At 64.5% G+C, this 17976-nt stretch carries 16 protein-coding genes; 2 read left to right on the top strand and 14 right to left on the bottom strand.

Annotated features, from left to right (window positions below; genetic code table 11):
* The first annotated feature begins 19 nt into the window (after positions 1 to 19).
* Entirely contained in the window at positions 20 to 1369 is a 1350-nt protein-coding gene (gene waaA, locus P3T18_RS07330; protein WP_429299258.1) for a lipid IV(A) 3-deoxy-D-manno-octulosonic acid transferase, read from the top strand.
* Positions 1370 to 1403: 34 nt separating this feature from the next.
* Here the strand turns inward: waaA and ureG are convergent, their stop codons facing one another.
* The 13 genes from ureG to urtA form a co-directional block, all read right to left on the bottom strand.
* Positions 1404 to 2057, bottom strand: coding sequence for an urease accessory protein UreG (ureG, locus tag P3T18_RS07325; RefSeq protein ID WP_429299257.1), 654 nt, complete (start codon positions 2055 to 2057; stop codon positions 1404 to 1406).
* 11 nt (positions 2058 to 2068) lie between these two features.
* Entirely contained in the window at positions 2069 to 2749 is a 681-nt protein-coding gene (locus P3T18_RS07320; RefSeq protein WP_429300064.1) for an urease accessory protein UreF, read from the bottom strand.
* Complete coding sequence (ureE, locus tag P3T18_RS07315) at positions 2736 to 3359, bottom strand: urease accessory protein UreE (RefSeq protein ID WP_429299256.1); 624 nt, start codon at positions 3357 to 3359, stop codon at positions 2736 to 2738. The genes P3T18_RS07320 and ureE overlap by 14 nt, the downstream gene beginning before the upstream one ends.
* Positions 3360 to 3362: 3 nt before the next feature.
* Positions 3363 to 5069, bottom strand: a complete 1707-nt coding sequence (gene ureC, locus P3T18_RS07310; RefSeq protein WP_429299255.1) for an urease subunit alpha — start codon at positions 5067 to 5069, stop codon at positions 3363 to 3365.
* 55 nt (positions 5070 to 5124) lie between these two features.
* Positions 5125 to 5430, bottom strand: coding sequence for an urease subunit beta (locus tag P3T18_RS07305; RefSeq protein WP_429299254.1), 306 nt, complete (start codon positions 5428 to 5430; stop codon positions 5125 to 5127).
* A 32-nt stretch (positions 5431 to 5462) separates the two neighbouring features.
* Positions 5463 to 5765, bottom strand: coding sequence for an urease subunit gamma (ureA, locus tag P3T18_RS07300; RefSeq protein ID WP_011487082.1), 303 nt, complete (start codon positions 5763 to 5765; stop codon positions 5463 to 5465).
* A 201-nt stretch (positions 5766 to 5966) separates the two neighbouring features.
* Positions 5967 to 6770 (bottom strand): transporter substrate-binding domain-containing protein, encoded by an 804-nt coding sequence (locus P3T18_RS07295; protein ID WP_429299253.1) that lies wholly within the window; start codon positions 6768 to 6770, stop codon positions 5967 to 5969.
* A 388-nt stretch (positions 6771 to 7158) separates the two neighbouring features.
* Entirely contained in the window at positions 7159 to 8064 is a 906-nt protein-coding gene (locus tag P3T18_RS07290) for an urease accessory protein UreD (protein WP_429299252.1), read from the bottom strand.
* Between the two features lie 147 nt (positions 8065 to 8211).
* Entirely contained in the window at positions 8212 to 8904 is a 693-nt protein-coding gene (gene urtE, locus P3T18_RS07285) for an urea ABC transporter ATP-binding subunit UrtE (RefSeq protein WP_429299251.1), read from the bottom strand.
* Between the two features lie 682 nt (positions 8905 to 9586).
* Positions 9587 to 10450 carry an urea ABC transporter ATP-binding protein UrtD gene (urtD, locus tag P3T18_RS07280; protein ID WP_429299250.1) on the bottom strand — a complete coding sequence of 288 codons (864 nt, stop codon included), beginning with the start codon at positions 10448 to 10450 and terminating at the stop codon, positions 9587 to 9589.
* A complete protein-coding gene (gene urtC / locus P3T18_RS07275) occupies positions 10447 to 11628 on the bottom strand; it encodes an urea ABC transporter permease subunit UrtC (RefSeq protein ID WP_429299249.1) in 1182 nt (393 codons plus the stop codon). The genes urtD and urtC overlap by 4 nt, the downstream gene beginning before the upstream one ends.
* 1 nt (position 11629) lies before the next feature.
* On the bottom strand, positions 11630 to 13252 hold the full coding sequence (gene urtB, locus P3T18_RS07270; protein ID WP_429300063.1) for an urea ABC transporter permease subunit UrtB: 1623 nt from the start codon (positions 13250 to 13252) through the stop codon (positions 11630 to 11632).
* 131 nt (positions 13253 to 13383) lie between these two features.
* Entirely contained in the window at positions 13384 to 14688 is a 1305-nt protein-coding gene (gene urtA / locus P3T18_RS07265; RefSeq protein ID WP_429299248.1) for an urea ABC transporter substrate-binding protein, read from the bottom strand.
* A 350-nt stretch (positions 14689 to 15038) separates the two neighbouring features.
* On the opposite strand from urtA, the gene P3T18_RS07260 reads away from it, so the two are divergent.
* Entirely contained in the window at positions 15039 to 16370 is a 1332-nt protein-coding gene (locus P3T18_RS07260) for an aspartate aminotransferase family protein (protein WP_429299247.1), read from the top strand.
* A gap of 117 nt (positions 16371 to 16487) precedes the next feature.
* Here P3T18_RS07260 and P3T18_RS07255 read toward each other — a convergent pair whose 3' ends face one another.
* Entirely contained in the window at positions 16488 to 17975 is a 1488-nt protein-coding gene (locus tag P3T18_RS07255) for a DUF3443 domain-containing protein (RefSeq protein WP_429299246.1), read from the bottom strand.
* Position 17976 lies beyond the last annotated feature (1 nt).

Genomic DNA, 17976 nt, shown 5'->3' with positions numbered 1-17976 from the left:
CGACGTGTGCGGAGTGCCGATGCTGAGGGCGATCTATAACGCGCTCTGGTGGATCGTCGCGCCGCTCGCCGTTCTGCGTCTGCTGATCCGCTCGCGCAAGGAGCGCGGTTATCGCGAACATATCGGCGAGCGCTTCGGCTACTCGCGCGGCCGTTTGCCGGAAGACAACGGGCCGTTGATCTGGGTGCATGCCGTGTCGGTCGGCGAGACGCGCGCCGCGCAGCCGCTGATCGACGCACTGATGAAAGCGCGGCCCGACGCGCGCATTCTGCTCACGCACATGACGCCGAGCGGCCGTGCCACCGGCGAGCAGATTTTCGGCGACCGCGTGTTGCGCAGCTATCTGCCGTACGACATGCCGCACGCCGTGCGCCGCTTTTTGCGCGCGTGGCGGCCGTCGCTGGGTCTGGTAATGGAAACCGAAGTGTGGCCGACGCTGATCGACGAATGCCGTCGCGCGGACGTGCCGCTCGTGCTGACCAACGCGCGCATGTCGGCGCGTTCGTACAAACGTGCCGCGAAGTTCGGCAATGCAACCCGGGGCGTGTTCGGCGGCTTCGAGCGCGTGCTGGCGCAGAGCCCTTCGGATGCCGAGCGTCTGACGGCGCTCGGCGCGCGCAACGTTGCCGTGCTCGGCAATCTCAAGTTCGACATGAGCACGCCGCCGGAACTGGCGGCGCGCGGCCATGCCTGGCGCGCGGCGATCGGCACGCGGCCGGTGTGGGTCGCGGCGAGCACGCGCGAAGGCGAAGAAGAACTCGTGCTGCAGGCATTCGCCGCGCTCGGCATCGACGATGCCTTGCTGATCCTCGTGCCGCGTCATCCGCAGCGTTTTAACGAAGTGGCGGCGCTGGTCGAGAAGAACGGCTTGCGCATCGAGCGTCGCTCCGCCTGGGCGCCGGATGCGAAGCTCGCGTCGGCGGCGATAGGTGCGGGGAGTGCGAATAGCGCGAGTGGAGCAAGCGGTGCCGTAGGCGGCGTGCCGGCGTTGTCGGCGCAGGTGAAGGTGCTGCTCGGCGACTCGATGGGCGAACTCGGCGCGTATTACGCGGCGTCGGACCTGGCGTTCATCGGCGGAAGTTTGCTGCCGCTCGGCGGCCAGAATCTGATCGAGGCCTGCGCGGTGGGTGTGCCGGTGCTGATCGGCCCGCACGTATTCAATTTCACGCAAGCCACGGCCGACGCCGTTGCCGCCGGCGCCGCCGTGCAGGTGCAAGACCCGGCCGATCTGGCGCGGGCACTGCGCGACCTGTTCAACGACAAGGCGCGCCGGCTCGCCATGGGCGGCGCGGCGTCGGCGTTCGCCGCGCGGCATCGCGGCGCGACGGCGAGAACGGTGGATGTGTTGACGGCGTTGTTGCCGGAGTGAAGGTGAGGGGCGTCGAGGCGCCCCGATCTTCGCCTCAAACCTTCAACAACCCCTTCTTCTCGATAAATTTCACCACCACGTCCAGGCCGTCGAGCGCCTTCAGATTCGTCATCACGAAGGGGCGCTCGCCGCGCATTTTCTGCGCGTCGGAAGCCATCACGTCCAGGTTCGCGCCGACCATCGGCGCGAGGTCGGTCTTGTTGATCACCAGCAGATCGGACTTGGTAATGCCGGGGCCGCCCTTGCGCGGAATCTTTTCGCCGCCGGCCACGTCGATCACGTAAATCGTGAGGTCCGACAGTTCCGGGCTGAATGTTGCCGCGAGATTGTCGCCGCCCGATTCGATGAAGACGATATCGGCGTCGGGAAAGCGCGTGAGCATGCGGTCGACGGCTTCGAGGTTGATCGACGCGTCTTCGCGAATCGCCGTGTGCGGACAGCCGCCGGTTTCCACGCCCATGATGCGCTCGGCCGGCAATGCGCCCGCCACCGTCAGCAGGCGCTGGTCTTCTTTCGTGTAGATATCGTTCGTGATCGCGACGAGGTCGTATTGCTCGCGCATCGCCTTGCACAGCATTTCGAGCAGCGTGGTCTTGCCGGAACCGACCGGTCCGCCGACGCCCACGCGCAGCGGCGGCAGTTTTTTCGTGCGGACGGACGAGTGAGCGGCTTGATGAGGTGCGTTCATGGTAGATCTTCTTATGAGCGAAAGAGCCGTGAATATTGCGACTCGTGACGCGCCGACAAAATGCCGAGTTGCGGCGCGAAGGTGTTGATGTTTTCAGGCGCGGTGGCCAATGCGCGCGTGACGGCGGCCTCGATCGGCTCGCGCAGCGCGACGATGATGCGCTGTCCCGCGACTTGTCCCAACGGCACGGCCTTCAGCGCTGCGGCCGCCTGATTTTCGACCCAGCTGAAGGCGTAGGCGGCCAGAGCGGCGTCGGTGGCGGCGTCGTGCGCGTAGGCGGCGAAGGCGAACGCGGTGGGCTGCGCGAGCGGCGTCATCGCAGCCAGCGTTGCGCGTCGCTCGACGTCGCCCCATTCCAGTGACGCGCACAACTGACGCAGCGACCAGCCCATCTGTTCGGTTTCGCGCCGGAGTTCCGCCGACTCGCGGCTCGCCAGAAACTCGCTGTTCGCCAGCTTCAGGCCGTCGATGTCATGCGCGCGCCAACGCTCCATCTGATGCGCGAGAAACGGCAACTCGCCGTGCGCGAGCACGTCGGTCAGACCGCTGGCGATCCAGGCGCGCGCGGAATCGGCGTCGGTGATCAGTTGCGCTTCGATGGCCGCTTCGAGGCCCTGCGAATAGCTGAAGGCGCCGATCGGCAGCGCGGGCGACGCGAGGTGCAGCAGCGCCGTCAGTTCAGCGATGCGCATGATGGTGATGATGCGCGTGACCGCACGATTCGTCGTGCACATGACCGTCTTCATGGCCATGGTCGTGAGCGTGGTCGTGCGAATGGTCGTGGCCGTGATGCTCGCCGAACACCTGCTGCGCCAGCGCGTAGTCTTCCGCGAAGCTCTCGTCGTGACCGTGCTTGTGACCGCCGCCGTATGCGCCGGACTCCGGCTGGAACGGCATCGACACCTGGTCGACGGTGGCGCCGATGCGCTTGAGCATATCGGCGAGCACGGGATCGTATTCGAGCTTCAGATAGTCCGTGCCGACTTCGACCGGCGTGTGACGGTTGCCGAGGTGATAAGCGGCGCGCGTCAGCGTGAGCGTGTCTTTGGCGCGCACCACGAGCACGGCTTCGGCGGCGGCCACCACGCGTACCAGGCCACCGTCGTCGGCGACCAGAACGTCGCCGTCGCGCAGTACCGTGCCGCGCGGCAGCAGCAGGGCGACTTCTTCGCCGTTATCCAGCGTGGCGGCGAGGCGGCTCTTGCGGCGTTCGTCGAAAGCGAGTGTCAGGGTAGGCGCGCGCTTCACCAGCACGGGCGCCAGCTTCAGATGCGGCGCAATGAGTTTGTCGAGAGTGCGCATGGCTTAGAACAGGAAGTAGCGTTGCGCCATCGGCAGTACCGTGGCCGGCTCGCAGGTCAGCAACTGGCCGTCGGCGATCACCTGATAGGTTTCCGGATCGACGCTGATGGCGGGACGCCACGCATTGTGGATCATGTCGGCCTTGCTGATGTTGCGGCAGTTCTTCACGGCCACGATGCGTTTTGCCAACCCGTAGCGACCGGCGACGTCCGCATCGGCGGCCATCTGCGACACGAAGGTCAGCGACGTGCGCCCCAACGCACCGCCGCGCGTCGCGAACATCTCGCGATAGTGCACCGGCTGCGGCGTCGGAATCGACGCGTTCGGGTCGCCCATCTGCGCCATGGCGATCATGCCGCCCTTGAGGATCAGAGACGGCTTGATGCCGAAGAACGCCGGTTCCCAGAACACGAGGTCGGCCCATTTGCCCGGTTCGATCGAACCGACTTCGTGCGCGATGCCGTGCGTGATCGCCGGGTTGATGGTGTACTTCGCCACGTAACGTTTGGCGCGGAAGTTGTCGTGCCGCGCGGTGTCTTCCGGCAGCGCGCCGCGTTGCACTTTCATCTTGTGCGCGGTCTGCCAGGTGCGGATGATCACTTCGCCCACGCGTCCCATGGCCTGCGAGTCCGACGACAGCATCGACAGCGCGCCGAGGTCGTGCAGGATGTCTTCGGCGGCGATGGTCTCGCGGCGGATGCGCGACTCGGCGAAGGCGATGTCTTCCGCGATCGACGGGTCGAGGTGGTGGCACACCATCAGCATGTCGAGATGCTCTTCGAGCGTGTTGACGGTGTACGGGCGCGTCGGATTGGTCGAGGAGGGCAGCACGTTGGCTTCGCCGCACACCTTGATGATGTCCGGCGCGTGGCCGCCGCCCGCGCCTTCCGTGTGGTATGTGTGGATCGTGCGGCCCTTGAACGCGGCCACGGTGGCTTCGACGAAACCCGCTTCGTTGAGCGTATCCGTGTGGATGGCGACCTGGGTATCGGTGTCGTCGGCGACGGAGAGGCAGTTGTCGATGGCGGCGGGTGTCGTGCCCCAGTCTTCGTGGAGTTTCAGGCCGATGGCGCCGGCCGCGATCTGCTCCAGCGCCGGTTGCGGCTGGCTCACGTTGCCTTTACCGAGAAAGCCGAGATTCATCGGATAGCCGTCGGCGGCCTGCAGCATGCGTTCGAGATGCCACGGACCGGGCGTGCAGGTGGTCGCGTTGGTGCCCGTTGCCGGACCCGTGCCGCCGCCGAGCATGGTGGTCACCCCGCTCGCCAGCGCCTCTTCGATCTGCTGCGGGCTGATGAAGTGGATGTGCGTGTCGATGCCGCCCGCCGTCACGATCAGCCCTTCGCCGGCGATCACTTCCGTCGACGCGCCGATCGCGATCGTCACGTTCGGCTGGATGTCCGGATTGCCCGCCTTGCCGATCGAATGGATGCGGCCGTCCTTGATGCCGATATCCGCCTTGACGATGCCCCAGTGGTCGAGAATCACCGCGTTCGTGACCACGGTATCGACGACGTCGGCGTGAACCCGTTGCGACTGGCCCATGCCGTCGCGAATCACCTTGCCGCCGCCGAACTTCACTTCTTCGCCGTAGGTCGTGAAGTCGCGCTCGACTTCGATCAGCAGGTCGGTGTCGGCGAGGCGTACGCGGTCGCCGGTGGTGGGGCCGAACATTTCCGCGTATGCGCGGCGGCCAATGCGTAATGTCATGGTGTGGGTCCGGAAATGAGCACAGGGGGCGTGGCAGGCGTGCGCGCGTCGCGCATCAGAGCTTGCCCATCACCTTGCCGTTAAAGCCGTAGACGACGCGATCGCCCGCCAGTTCGACCAGTTCGACAGTGCGCTCCTGGCCGGGCTCGAAGCGCACGGCGGTGCCGGCCGCGATGTTCAGCCGGAAACCGCGCGCGGTTTCGCGATCGAACGAGAGCGCCTCGTTCACTTCGTAAAAGTGGTAGTGCGAGCCGATCTGCACCGGCCGGTCGCCGGTATTGGACACGGTCACCGTCACGGTGGCGCGTCCCGCGTTGAGCTCGTGTTCGCCGTCGTCGGTGAGGAGTTCGCCGGGAATCATGTGGCCTGCCTTGCGTGATGAGTGACTGGTGATCAGGGAATCGGGTGATGAACGGTGACGAGCTTGGTGCCGTCCGGAAAAGTGGCCTCGACCTGAATGTCGGGGATCATCTCCGGCACGCCTTCCATCACGTCGTCGCGCGTGAGCAGCGTCGTGCCGTAATGCATCACCTCGGCGACGGTCTTGCCGTCGCGCGCGGCTTCCATCAGCGCGGCGGTGATGAATGCAATGGCTTCGGGATAGTTGAGTTTGAGACCGCGGGCGCGGCGCCGTTCGGCGAGTAGCGCGGCGGTGAAGATCAGCAGCTTGTCCTTCTCGCGGGGAGTGAGCTTCATCGAGTCAGCTTCGTCGGTAGATGCGTCGAATGGATGTGTCGGATGGATTCGTCATCGCGCACCGGTCGGAATACGACCGGCTGCGACAATGATAGGCGCTGCGTGTCATGACCGCGATCGCATGCTACGCACGGGATGCGTCCACGACAAGTGCAATGCCGGATAAGCCAGCCACGGTATCAATTTCCGCTAACGAAGCGCTTACAGATCGGCGGGCAGCGGCGCGCCGAACCACTTCTTCGACATCGTGTTCAAGGTGCCGTCCTGCTTGGCTGCCGCGATTGCGGCATCGACCTTCTGCTGCAGGCGCGGTTCGTTCTTGTTCATGCCGACGAAGCACGGCGAATTCTTGATGACGAACTTCGGTTCCGGGCGGCGCGGCGGGTTCTTCGCGAGAATCGCGGCGGCGACGATGTTGCCGGCGGCGATCAGTTGGACCTGGCCCGAGAGGAACGCGGCGATGGTGGCGTTGTTGTCTTCGAAGCGCTTGATGGTGGCGTTCGGCGCCATTTGCGTGAGGCCGATTTCTTCCAGCGCGCCGCGCGTCGCGCCGACCGTCTTGCCGGTCAGGTCTGCGGGCCCGCTCACCTTGATGTCGGCCGGGCCGAACACGCCCTGGTAGTACGGCGCATACGCGGTCGAGAAGTCGATCACCTTTTCGCGCTCCGGCGTCTTGCCGAGCGACGAGATCACCAGATCGACCTTGCCGGTCTGCAGATACGGAATGCGGTTCGCGCTGTTGACCGGCACGAGTTCGAGTTTCACGTTCATCGACTTCGCGAGCAGCGCCGCGGTGTCGATGTCGTAGCCCTGCGGCTTCATGTCGGCGCCGACCGAGCCGAACGGCGGATAGTCTTCCGGGACGGCGACTTTCAGCACGCCGGCCTTGGCAATGTTGTCGAGTGTGTCTGCGTGAGCGGCGGGCACATGAATGGCGAGGACGGGCGAGAGCAGCAGTGCGGCGAGCCAGGCGCGACGCGCGGGGCGAAGAGTGGATCGGGTCATGTTATGTGAGCGGTGGTCGCGAGAAGAATGAGACGGTCGGTTGCCGTCAGGACGCGGCAACATCGTTGTAAATATTTATGCAAGGTATGTGCCATGCCGGTGCATCGCTGGCCGGCGGGGTGGTTCACGCGGTCATGCACCTGGCTGGCGCGTCGTGGTGCCTTATCGTGGTGCGTGACGGCGCTTGCGGAGATGTTGATGTGAGGCGTTGCGCGTGATGACGGATCGATCTGCGAGAGCGGCGACGGCGCGTTAGTGGCTCGCAAAAACGCGCTCGCGCGATGGACCCGGCGGCATCACGGAGCATCGACGCGGCGCGTGATGGCGAACATCATGCGGCATTGTTACGTAGCACGTCACGCAGCAGGCTGCACCACCACGCACGTGTTCAGGTCGACCAGATCCGCAGCGGCACCGCATCGACGCCATGCACGAGCGGCCGCAGTTCGAGCCAGCGTTGCGTCAGCGCGCGTTGCAGCGTTTCCATCGAACGCGATACGGCTCGTACGATCAACACACCTTGCGTGACGCACGAAGCGGCGGCGCGGATCGATTCGTCGAACGGCAGTCTGGCGGTGAGCGCTTCGGCGAGCGCGTCGTCGCATGCCGGGCCGACGGCCCAAAGCGTGCCGTAAGCAGGGAAGCCTGCGAGACCTTGCGCGGCGTCGCGCAATGGGTCGCCGGCGGTGAGGCTCGCGCGTTCGAGCCACAGCAGGTCGCCGTTCGCTCCCACGATGCGCGACACCGCGCCGAGTCGTCCCTCCGACCAGCGCTCGCCGGCCGCCTGACGGCCGAGTTGCGTCGCGTCCCAGCCGATTGCCGTCGCGCCTTCGGCAAGGGTCAGCGTGAATTGCAGATGCGCGTTCGCGTGGTCGAAGACGATGTTGTTCTGCGGCAGCCAGTCGAGCTTCGCGTGTGCGCCGACCTTGACCTCGATAGACTGACGCGCCTCGCGTCCATTGGACTTGTACCACTTGGTTGCGCCCGGCGTGGTGATGACTGCGTGGGCGCGCTCGCCGAACGTCACGTCGATTTCGAGCCGGTCGCCGCCCGCGATGCCGCCCGGCGGATGCACGATCACCGCATGACAAAGCGCGGGACCTTCCGGATAGAGCGGCCGCTGGATGCGCAACGGCCCTTCATGCCGCCGATGTTTGAGCGTCGTGCGTCCGCGCTCTTCCACGAAGCCGAGTTCGAGACGGGCGCGCCATTGCGAATGCGCGGTGGTGTGGGGCGCCGCTTCTGCCTCGGATCGAGCGGTAGCCAGCGTGACGTGATTTTCGTGAAGCGACATGCGGATCAGTTCAATGAAGCGTAGCGTGCCTGCGCGATGAGGCAACGCCGTCGGGCGTTGCCTCGGGATGCGGCGAGAATAGCACGCGGGTTTGCCGTGCCGGCGTCTGTCGTGAGTGTTTGGTGAGCGTATGTATGGGCGGGGCGCTTAGACGGCGATGAGTGCACGCACGCCGTCGGTGTCCATGTTCGCGCCTTCGCCGCCCGCGACGATTTCGCCGCGGCTCATGACCCAGTAGCGATCGGCGATTTCCTTCGCGAAGTCGTAATACTGCTCGACCAGCAGCACCGTCATGCCCATTTCCTCGACCAGTTGACGCAGCGTGCGGCCGATGTCCTGAATGATGGACGGCTGAATGCCTTCGGTCGGTTCGTCGAGGATAAGCAATTGCGGATCGCTCATCAGCGCGCGACCGATGGCGAGCTGCTGTTGTTGACCGCCGGAAAGGTCGCCGCCGCGACGTGCGCGCATGTCCTTCAGAACCGGGAACAGTTCGTAGATACGGTCGGGGATTTTCTTGGGCGCTTTCTTGCTGGCCGCGCCCACCAGCAGGTTTTCTTCGACCGTGAGCCGGGGAAAGATATCGCGGCCTTGCGGCACGTAGGCGAGCCCGTGTTCGACGCGCGAGTAGGTCGGCAGTTTGGTGATCGGCGTGCCGCGCCAGGCGATCGAGCCGCTTTTCGTTTGCACCACGCCCATCAGGCAGCGGAGCAGCGTCGTTTTGCCGACGCCGTTACGGCCGAGCAGGACGGTGAGTTTGCCATCCGGCACGGTGAGTTTGACATCGCGGAGGATGTGGCTGCCGCCGTAGTACTGGTTCAGGTTTTCTACTTCTAGCATTTGAAATTGTCCTGTTGTTGGTGCCTGCGGCGGCGGTTTTTTGCTGTTTGCCTGCTGCGTTGTTCTTTCTTTGCGTTAATGGTCTATTAGCGTTGCCCCTGTGCGGGGCGGCACCTACTTTTCTTTGCAGCGGCAAAGAAAAGTAGGCAAAAGAAAGCCGCTCACACCGCTAACCCTAAGCGGGCACTTCTCATAACCACACGGAGTGGCAGCCGATAGGGCCGACCGTGGATCGTCGTTCGTAGTGGTACAGCAGTCATCCGTTCCGGCGACGCTTCGCGCGCCGGAGCGGTACTTCATTCAACCATTCACTTCGCTTTTCGTTAGCGATGCCGTCGGCTTCGCCTCGGCGAAAAGCTCAATGCAAACCTTCGGTTTCCCCTGCATGCCGCTCGGCGCGCGAAGCGCCGCCGGAACTGATGACGGCCTTGTCACTCACGCGGAGTGCGCGACACGCCGGACGCTCCGGGGCCACCGCCGCAAAGAAGCGCCACCGATAACGAATAGCATTAGCGGTGTGAGCGGCTTTCTTTGCTTATCTTTCTTTGCCGCAGCAAAGAAAGTAAGTGCCGCCCCGCACAGGGGCAACACTAATAAACCATAAACATAAGAAACACCGCCGCCACAGGCACACAAAAAAACCACCAACACCAAAAAACCAGCAACATCCCCGCAGGGACCCCTACCTCCCGAGATAAGACTCAATAACAGTCTCATCCCTCTTAACTTCATCCAACGTCCCGTGCGCCAGCACGCGCCCTTCGGCCATCACCGTCACTTTCCCGGTATCGCCGGACAACGCCGCCACGAACTCCATGTCGTGCTCGACCACCATCATCGAGCACGTTCCGCGTAGATGATTCAGCAATTCCGCCAACTGCATGGTCTCGTCGTCGGTCATGCCGGCGGCGGGTTCGTCGAGCAATAACAGCGCCGGTTGCTGCATCAGCAACATGCCGATTTCCAGGCGCTGCTTCTGTCCATGGGACAACTCGCCCGCGAGTCGACGCGCTTCGCTCTCGAGTCCGATCAACGCCAGGGTTTCTTCGATCCGTGCCTGCGCCTCGCGGTCGAGCCGCGCTCGCAGCGACGCCCACCAGCCCTTGTCGGCTTTCATGGCGAGTTCGAGGTTTTCCCACACGGGATGCTGCTCGAAAACGGTCGGCTTCTGGAACTTGCGACCGATGCCCGCACGCGCAATCGATGGCTCGTTCATGCGCGTCAGGTCGATCGACTGGCCCAGATACACCTTGCCCGAATCCGGCTCGGTCTTGCCCGTGATGACGTCCATCATCGTCGTCTTGCCCGCGCCGTTCGGTCCGATGATGCAGCGCAATTCGCCGGCGTCGATCGACAAGGTCAGCGCGTTCAGTGCCCGAAAACCGTCGAAGCTCACGGTCACGTCTTCGAGATACAGGATCGTGCCGTGCGAGATATCGATTTCGCCGGGAACGACCGCGTGCCCCATGCTGGCCACGCCGCTCAGCGAGGTCTCGGCGGGTTCTTCCGGTAACGCAAGATCAGGGACCATCGGGTTTTCGTTCATGAACGGTTCCTCTTGCGCGTCACGAGTTCGATCAGTCCCATGATGCCGTTGGGCAGCAACAGCGGAACCAGCACGAAGATCAGGCCAAGGAAGAACAGCCAGTATTCAGGGAAATTCGCGGTAAAGAAGCTCTTCGCGCCGTTCACGGCGAAGGCGCCGATGATCGGCCCGATCAGCGTGCCGCGTCCGCCCACCGCCACCCAGATCGCCATTTCGATCGAGTTGCCCGGCGACATCTCGCCCGGATTGATGATGCCGACCTGCGGCACGTACAACGCGCCGGCGATGCCGCACAGAACCGCCGACACGGTCCACACGAACAGCTTGTACGCGAGCGGGCTGTAGCCGAGGAACATCAGACGCGTCTCGCCGTCGCGCACGGCAGTCACCACGCGGCCGAGTTTCGACGTCACGATGGCCCGTGCGCCGAGGAAGGCGAGGATCAGGACGGCGAACGTGATGAGCAGCAGGGCGGTGCGCGTGCCCGGATGCGTGATCGGAAAGCCGCCGATGCGCTTGAAGTCGGTGAACCCGTTGTTGCCGCCGAAGCCCGTTTCGTTGCGATAGAACAGCAGCATTGCGGCGAACGTCATGGCTTGCGTGATGATCGACAGATACACGCCCTTCACCCGCGAACGGAACGTGAAGAAGCCGAATACCCACGCCACCACCGCCGGTAAGAGAACCACCAGCAGCAGGGCATAGCCGAGATGCTGCGTGCCTTCCCAGTACCACGGCAACTGATGCCAGTCGAGAAACACCATGAAGTCGGGCAGGTCGCTGCCGTATTTGCCGTCGTGGCCGATCGCGCGCATCAGATACATGCCGATCGCGTAGCCGCCCAGCGCAAAGAACAGCGCATGGCCGAGGCTCAGGATGCCGCAGTAGCCCCACACCAGGTCTAGTGCGAGCGCGGCGATCGCGTAGCACATGAACTTGCCGGTGATCGTCATCGCGTAGGCGGACAGGTGCAGCGCGCTCGTCTCCGGCACGACCAGCGTGGCGAACGGCACGCCGAGTCCGAACACGATGATGAGCGCGATCAGCGCGAGCCACGCGCGGCGCGAGAGCAGCGCGGGCCGCGGCGGCAGTCCGAGCGCGAAGCCGGAGGCCGCCTCGCGTCCCGCTGCGTGGCCGGCGTTCGAGCCGACGTGAGCCGGTGAAGTCGCAGATGTCATGTCATGCCTCCGCGCTGCGGCCCTTGAGGGCGAACATGCCCTGCGGACGCTTCTGGATGAACAGCACGATCAGCACGAGCACGGCGATCTTCGCGAGCACCGCGCCCCAGAACGGCTCGATGGCCTTGCTGACCAGTCCGAGGCCGAAGCCGCCGATCACCGTGCCGGCGAGCTGGCCGACGCCGCCGAGCACGACGGCCATGAACGAATCGATGATGTAGCTCTGGCCGAGATCCGGTCCGACGTTGCCGATCTGCGAGAGCGCGCAGCCGCCGAGCCCGGCGATGCCCGCGCCGAATGCGAACGCGTACGAGTCGACACGCGCGGTTTTTACGCCGACGCAGGCCGCCATACGACGGTTTTGCGTGACTGCGCGCACGAACAGACCGAGCCGTGTCCGCGTGAGCACGGCCCACGCGATGCCGACGACGATCAGCGAGAACGCGAGAATTGCGAGGCGGTTGTACGGCAGGATCAGATTCGGCAGCACGGTCACGCCGCCGCTCATCCACGACGGATTCACCACCTGCACGTTCTGCGCGCCGAACAGCATGCGGGTCGCCTGAATCAGGATCAGGCTGACGCCGAAGGTGGTCAGCAGCGTCTCGAGCGGACGGCCATAGAGATGCTTGAGCACCAGACGTTCGAGCACGATGCCGACGATTCCGGCCGCCGCGAACGAGGCCGGCACGGCGAGAAGCGGATACCAGTCGAACGCGCCGGGAGCGAAGCGCTGAAACAGGTTTTGCACGACGTAGGTGGCATAGGCGCCGATCATCAGGAATTCGCCGTGCGCCATGTTGATGACGCCGATCAGGCCGTAAGTGATCGCGAGACCGAGCGCCGCGAGCAACAGTACGCTGCCGAGCGAGAGACCGGCGAACAGCGTGCCCGCGATCTGGCTGCGGCGCTGGATCGAATCGAGTTCGTCGATGCCGCTTTGCGCGGCGGCGCGCACGCGGTCGTCGGGCTCGTTGAAGGTGCCGTCCGGCTTTTTCGCGACGATCGGGCGCAGCAGTTCGTTCATGTCGAGATCGTGGCGCGCGGCAACCAGCTGCACGGCTTCGAGCCGCTTCGTGGCGTCCGGGTCATGCAGGGCGGTCATCGCCCACAGCGTGTCGAGGCGCTTTTTCAGCGTGGGATCGCTTTCTTTGGCGCGCGCCGCGTCCACCAGCGGCTTGATCGACGGATCGGGATTCTGCAGCAGCGCGGCGACTGCGGCGGTGCGCGTGGCGAGGTCGGGCGAATCGAGTTGCAGACCCGAGAGCGCGCCCGCGACTTTCGAGCGCAACAGATTGTTCAGCGTGACCGGCTGCGCGTCGCCGGCGGCGACGGTCTTGCCGGTGACGGCGTCCTTCGTGGTGTCGCCATCCTGCAGCAGGACGGCGCCGGAATCGGTGGCGAGCGCGCTGTCTTCGGAGAGCGCCTTGAGCACCGCGAGCGATTCCTTGTCGTGATTGGCGATCAGCTTGTCGATGGCGGCGGACTTCGCGTCGAAGTCGTCGCCGGCGAGCGGAGCGACATCGGCCGGGGAGAGCGCAAAGGCGGCGAGCGGCGCGCTCATCGCGACCGTGAGCGCGAGACCGGCAATGCGCTGTGCGAGTTTCGGAATGGAAAACGCCATGATGGCCTTTGAAGAAAAACCGGCGAGGCGGCGCAGCGGCGGGACGAGGCAGCCGTCGAGATGCCTTGTCCCGCGCTGCGTCATGGGGAAGAAGCCGCAGGCGTTGCTGCGGCTTCGCCCGGCGTGCAGCGTCAGACGATGCGCGAACGCGAGCGCTTCAGGAACGCGGGGATCGAACTCACGACGTCCGGCTTGCCCGCGTTGCCTGCGATGAACGGGCTCCACGGCTGCGCGCGGATTGCGGTCTTGGTGCGCCACACCACGTTGAACTGACCGTCGGCGCGCACTTCACCGATCATCACCGGCTTGTGCAGGTGGTGATTGCCGTCCATCTCGAGCGTGAAGCCCGACGGCGCGGCGAACTGCTGGCCGACCATCGCCACGCGCACCTTGTCGACGTCCGTGCTCTTCGCTTTCTCGACCGCCTGCTTCCACATGTGGATGCCGACGAAGGTCGCTTCCATCGGGTCGTTCGTCACGCGCTTGGTGCCGCCCGGCAGGTTGTTGTCCTTCACCCATGCGGCCCATTGCTTCTTGAACTTCTCGTTGGCCGGATTGCGCAGCGACATGAAGTAGTTCCATGCCGCGAGGTTGCCGACCAGCGGCTTCGTATCGATACCGCGCAGTTCTTCTTCGCCCACGGAGAACGCCACCACCGGCACGTCGGACGCTTTCAGGCCCTGGTTGCCGAGTTCCTTGTAGAACGGCACGTTCGAGTCGCCGTTGACGGTCGAGATCACCGCGGTCTTGCCGCCTTGCGAGAAAGTCTTGATGTTCGCGACGATGGTCTGGTAGTCGCTGTGGCCGAACGGCGTATAGACTTCCTGGATGTCGGCTTCCTGCACGCCTTTCGACTTGAGGAACGCGCGCAGAATCTTGTTGGTCGTGCGGGGGTACACATAGTCGGTGCCCAGCAGGAAGAAGCGCTTGGCGCCGCCGCCTTCCGCGCTCATCAGATATTCGGTTGCCGGAATCGCCTGCTGATTCGGCGCTGCGCCCGTGTAGAACACGTTGCGCGACATTTCTTCACCTTCGTACTGCACCGGATAGAACAGCAGGCCGTTCAGTTCCTCGAACACCGGCAGCACCGACTTGCGCGACACCGACGTCCAGCAGCCGAACACCACGGCGCACTTTTCCTGCGTGATCAGCTGACGCGCCTTTTCCGCGAACAGCGGCCAGTTCGAAGCCGGGTCCACCACCACCGGCTGCAATTGACGGCCCATGACGCCACCGTTCTTGTTGATGTCCGCAATGGTCATCAACGCGGTGTCTTTGAGGGACGTCTCGGAAATAGCCATCGTTCCCGACAGCGAATGCAGTACACCCACCTTGATCGGACCGCTGCCGGACTGCGCCTGCGCGAACGGAACCTGACCAGCCAGCGCCAGTGCGCCCGACATGGAGCCGAACTTCAACAGACTACGACGTTTCATGTGTTTCCCCTTGCCATTGATGGTGACTGTTTATGGGCGTCGATATCAGCCAGCAGGGCTTATCCCGCATGACTTGCCGCTTGTGTACTGCAAGGCATGTGCCATGCGGTAATTTCGACGCGTAGTCCGCGTCTTGCGTGCTGTGACGCGGAAGTGGTGCCACGCGCTTATGCGCAATGTGGCGCAGAATTGGTGCAGGAACGTGGGCGCCGCCTCGTTCAGGTGCGTGTCGCGCTGCAACGAAGCGCGCCTATCCGCCAGCGGGCTTCGGCGGTGCATGACCGCTGCGCCTTTGTGCATGGGCCGCGCTCTGCCTACACTGGAAGACCACTCACGCGAGGAGACACGAGATGAACGAGCGCGCCAGCGTCGAACCACCGGATATGTCCGCGTTCTGGATGCCCTTCACCGCCAACCGGCAGTTCAAGAGCGCGCCGCGGCTGCTCGCGAGCGCGAAGGGGATGTACTACACGTCGCACGACGGCCGCCGCATTCTCGACGGCACGGCCGGACTGTGGTGCGTCAACGCCGGCCATTGCCGCGACGAGATCGTCGCCGCGGTGCAGGCGCAAGCCGCCGAAATGGACTTCGCGCCGACATTCCAGATGGGCCACCCGAAAGCATTCGAAGCCGCGACGAAAATCGCGCGGCATACGCCGGGCGATCTCAAGCACATCTTCTTCGTCAACTCGGGATCGGAGGCGGTCGATACGGCGCTCAAGATCGCGCTGGCGTATTACCGCTCGCGGGGCGAAGGTCAGCGCACGCGGTTTATCGGACGCGAGCGCGGTTATCACGGCGTGGGCTTCGGCGGGATTTCCGTCGGCGGGATTGCGCCGAACCGCAAGGCGTTTTCCGGCGGGTTGCTGCCTGCGGTCGATCATCTGCCGCACACGCTGAACATCAAGGAGGCTGCGTTTTCCAAAGGACAACCCGCGTGGGGCGCGCATCTCGCCGACGAACTGGAGCGGCTCGTCACCTTGCACGACGCCTCGACGATTGCCGCGGTGATCGTCGAACCGGTGGCGGGCTCGACCGGCGTGCTGATTCCGCCGCAAGGCTACTTGCAGCGGCTGCGCGAGATTTGCGACCGGCACGGCATTCTGTTGATCTTCGACGAAGTGATCACCGGCTGGGGACGCCTCGGCGCACCATTCGCGGCGCAGTATTTCGGCGTCACGCCCGATCTGCTGACCATGGCAAAGGGCACCAACAACGCGGCCGCGCCGATGGGCGCCGTGGCGGCGAGCGGCGCGATCCACGATTCGATCGTGAACGGCGCGCCCGGCGGAATCGAACTGTTTCACGGCTACACGTACTCGGGACACCCGATTGCAGCCGCGGCTGCTTGCGCGACCATCGATCTCTACGAGCGCGAGCAGTTGTTCGAGCGTGCGGCGAAGATGGCGCCTGTCTTCGAGAATGCGATTCACAAGCTGCGCGGCGAGCGACATGTGATCGACGTGCGCAATCTGGGGCTGGTGGGCGGCGTGGAACTGAAGCCGCGTGACGGCGCACCGGGCGCGCGTGCTTACGACGTGTTTGTGCGCTGCTACCAGAAGGGCGTATTGCTGCGATACACCGGCGATATTCTGGCGTTCTCGCCGCCGCTGATCGTCGAAGAAGCGCAGATCGACGAGATTTTCACGACCGTGGCGCAGGTGCTGAAGGAAACGGAATAGCGGAGTTGCGCGAGTCTTGCTGCGCGTGGCCGGAAAGCGCGGCTTGGAAAAACGAAAAGGCCGGCGCATGGGTGCGCCGGCCTTTTCTTTGTAGTGCCGCGGTTTGGAACGCCGAGGTCAGAAAGCGATGAACGGTCCGGACTGATTGCCGATGGTCACGTTGCTGAGCGCCGTGTAGACGTTGCGGCCGTAGAAGAACGGCAGTCCCCACAGGAACATGCTGGAAATCGGCGACCCGAGACTGTCGTAGGCGGCGTAGTTGCTTGCCTGCAGGTTCCAGCCGTTGTTGAGCGGAAACGAAATGTTGATGGGCGTGGCGCCTTTGCCCGAACCTGTCAGCGTGGCGGAGAGGTTGAGCGTGGTGACCGGCGTGAACCAGCTGCCCACCGACGGGATGGTGCTGTCGATCAGATAGTTCGCGTTGGAGCCGCTGTCGATGGCGCTCGTATAGGTTCGGCCGTTGTACCTGGTTTGCAGATAGCCGTTCTGGTCGAGCGCCAAAATGTTGGCGTTCGACGGCAGGGCGTTGTTCGATTGCGTGCCGATGCCGAACACGAGCTCGCCGGTGGCGGTCAACTGGCCGCCCGCGGGCAAGGCCGGCAGACGGATGATCGTGCCGTTGTTGTCCGAGGTGAAGTTCGAGACCGGATTCATGACTTGCGTGTCGAGCGGGACACGCGTGTTCGTGCACGACGTGGGCGACGTGCAGTAGTAGTACGCCGCCGGGAGCACCGTTTGCGCCGCGGCCGGATAGTCGCGCGTGGCCGGGCCGATGCCGAGCACGCCGTTGGCGCCGAGCGGTGTCACGTTGCCGAGGTTGTTGACGCCGCGCGACATGCAGTCCGATGGCGTGGCGTAGGCGCCGTCCGCGATCACCTGCACGGGCAGATTGCCGGCGGTTTTGCCGCCGATCGTCACGTCGGCCCGCTTGATCGGCCCCCACGTGTAACCCGAGCCGAAGACCGCGCACTCGGCGATCGGCGCGTTGCCGGTGGGGTCGTTGGTGGCGCCCGATTGCGCCGGCAAGCGACCCGCGAGAGCCGAGCCCAGCGCGCTCGCCAGCACCCGAACACCGACGGAGCCCGTGTCGACCTGCATGTGATCGATCGTCGCGCATTGATTGCTGCCTTGCGCGCCAGGGAAGCACAGCGTCACAGTCGCGTAGGCGACGTTGGCGAAGTTGCCGGTCCAACGCTCGACGGTGATGGGGACGGTGTTGACGTCGGGGGTTGGGGTGGGGGTGGGTGTTGGGGTGGGCGTCGGCGTTGGAGTTGGTGTGGGCGTTGGTGTTGGCGTCGGCGTTGGTGTCGGTGTTGGAGTTGGAGTTGGAGTGGGCGTCGGTGTTGACGCACCCGTGACCACACCCGTACCCGTAGAAGTTGGCGTCGGAGTCGGCGTTGGGGCCGGAGTTGGGGCCGGCGTGGGCGTCGGACTAGCCGGCACTCGCGGCGGCGTAGTCGGCACGGGCGCGACGACCACCGGATTGGACTTCTCCTGCGACGCGTTCGTATCGGTGCTGTCGTTGCTGCCGCCACCGCCGCAGCCTGTCAGCGTCGCGCTGGCGGTCAGGAGCGCGAGACAAAATGATTTGTTTAAATTCGTCATG

This window comes from Paraburkholderia sp. GAS199 (assembly GCF_050436585.1).
Taxonomy (GTDB): Bacteria; Pseudomonadota; Gammaproteobacteria; order Burkholderiales; family Burkholderiaceae; genus Paraburkholderia.
Note: the sequence above shows the minus strand (reverse complement) of the source record. Positions and strands in the feature narration are given on the sequence as shown.

What these genes read in the sequence shown, in the direction of transcription:
- urtB (WP_429300063.1), bottom strand. Translation starts at nt 13,252, where the DNA reads ATGGCGTTTTCCATTCCGAAACTCGCACAGCGCATTGCCGGTCTCGCG.
- P3T18_RS07260 (WP_429299247.1), top strand. Translation starts at nt 15,039, where the DNA reads ATGAACGAGCGCGCCAGCGTCGAACCACCGGATATGTCCGCGTTCTGG.
- waaA (WP_429299258.1), top strand. Translation starts at nt 20, where the DNA reads ATGCTGAGGGCGATCTATAACGCGCTCTGGTGGATCGTCGCGCCGCTC.
- ureE (WP_429299256.1), bottom strand. Translation starts at nt 3,359, where the DNA reads ATGCGCACTCTCGACAAACTCATTGCGCCGCATCTGAAGCTGGCGCCC.
- ureG (WP_429299257.1), bottom strand. Translation starts at nt 2,057, where the DNA reads ATGAACGCACCTCATCAAGCCGCTCACTCGTCCGTCCGCACGAAAAAA.
- urtC (WP_429299249.1), bottom strand. Translation starts at nt 11,628, where the DNA reads ATGACATCTGCGACTTCACCGGCTCACGTCGGCTCGAACGCCGGCCAC.
- ureC (WP_429299255.1), bottom strand. Translation starts at nt 5,069, where the DNA reads ATGACATTACGCATTGGCCGCCGCGCATACGCGGAAATGTTCGGCCCC.
- P3T18_RS07290 (WP_429299252.1), bottom strand. Translation starts at nt 8,064, where the DNA reads ATGTCGCTTCACGAAAATCACGTCACGCTGGCTACCGCTCGATCCGAG.
- urtA (WP_429299248.1), bottom strand. Translation starts at nt 14,688, where the DNA reads ATGAAACGTCGTAGTCTGTTGAAGTTCGGCTCCATGTCGGGCGCACTG.
- urtE (WP_429299251.1), bottom strand. Translation starts at nt 8,904, where the DNA reads ATGCTAGAAGTAGAAAACCTGAACCAGTACTACGGCGGCAGCCACATC.
- ureA (WP_011487082.1), bottom strand. Translation starts at nt 5,765, where the DNA reads ATGAAGCTCACTCCCCGCGAGAAGGACAAGCTGCTGATCTTCACCGCC.
- P3T18_RS07255 (WP_429299246.1), bottom strand. Translation starts at nt 17,975, where the DNA reads ATGACGAATTTAAACAAATCATTTTGTCTCGCGCTCCTGACCGCCAGC.
- P3T18_RS07320 (WP_429300064.1), bottom strand. Translation starts at nt 2,749, where the DNA reads ATGCGCATCGCTGAACTGACGGCGCTGCTGCACCTCGCGTCGCCCGCG.
- urtD (WP_429299250.1), bottom strand. Translation starts at nt 10,450, where the DNA reads ATGAACGAAAACCCGATGGTCCCTGATCTTGCGTTACCGGAAGAACCC.
- P3T18_RS07305 (WP_429299254.1), bottom strand. Translation starts at nt 5,430, where the DNA reads ATGATTCCCGGCGAACTCCTCACCGACGACGGCGAACACGAGCTCAAC.
- P3T18_RS07295 (WP_429299253.1), bottom strand. Translation starts at nt 6,770, where the DNA reads ATGACCCGATCCACTCTTCGCCCCGCGCGTCGCGCCTGGCTCGCCGCA.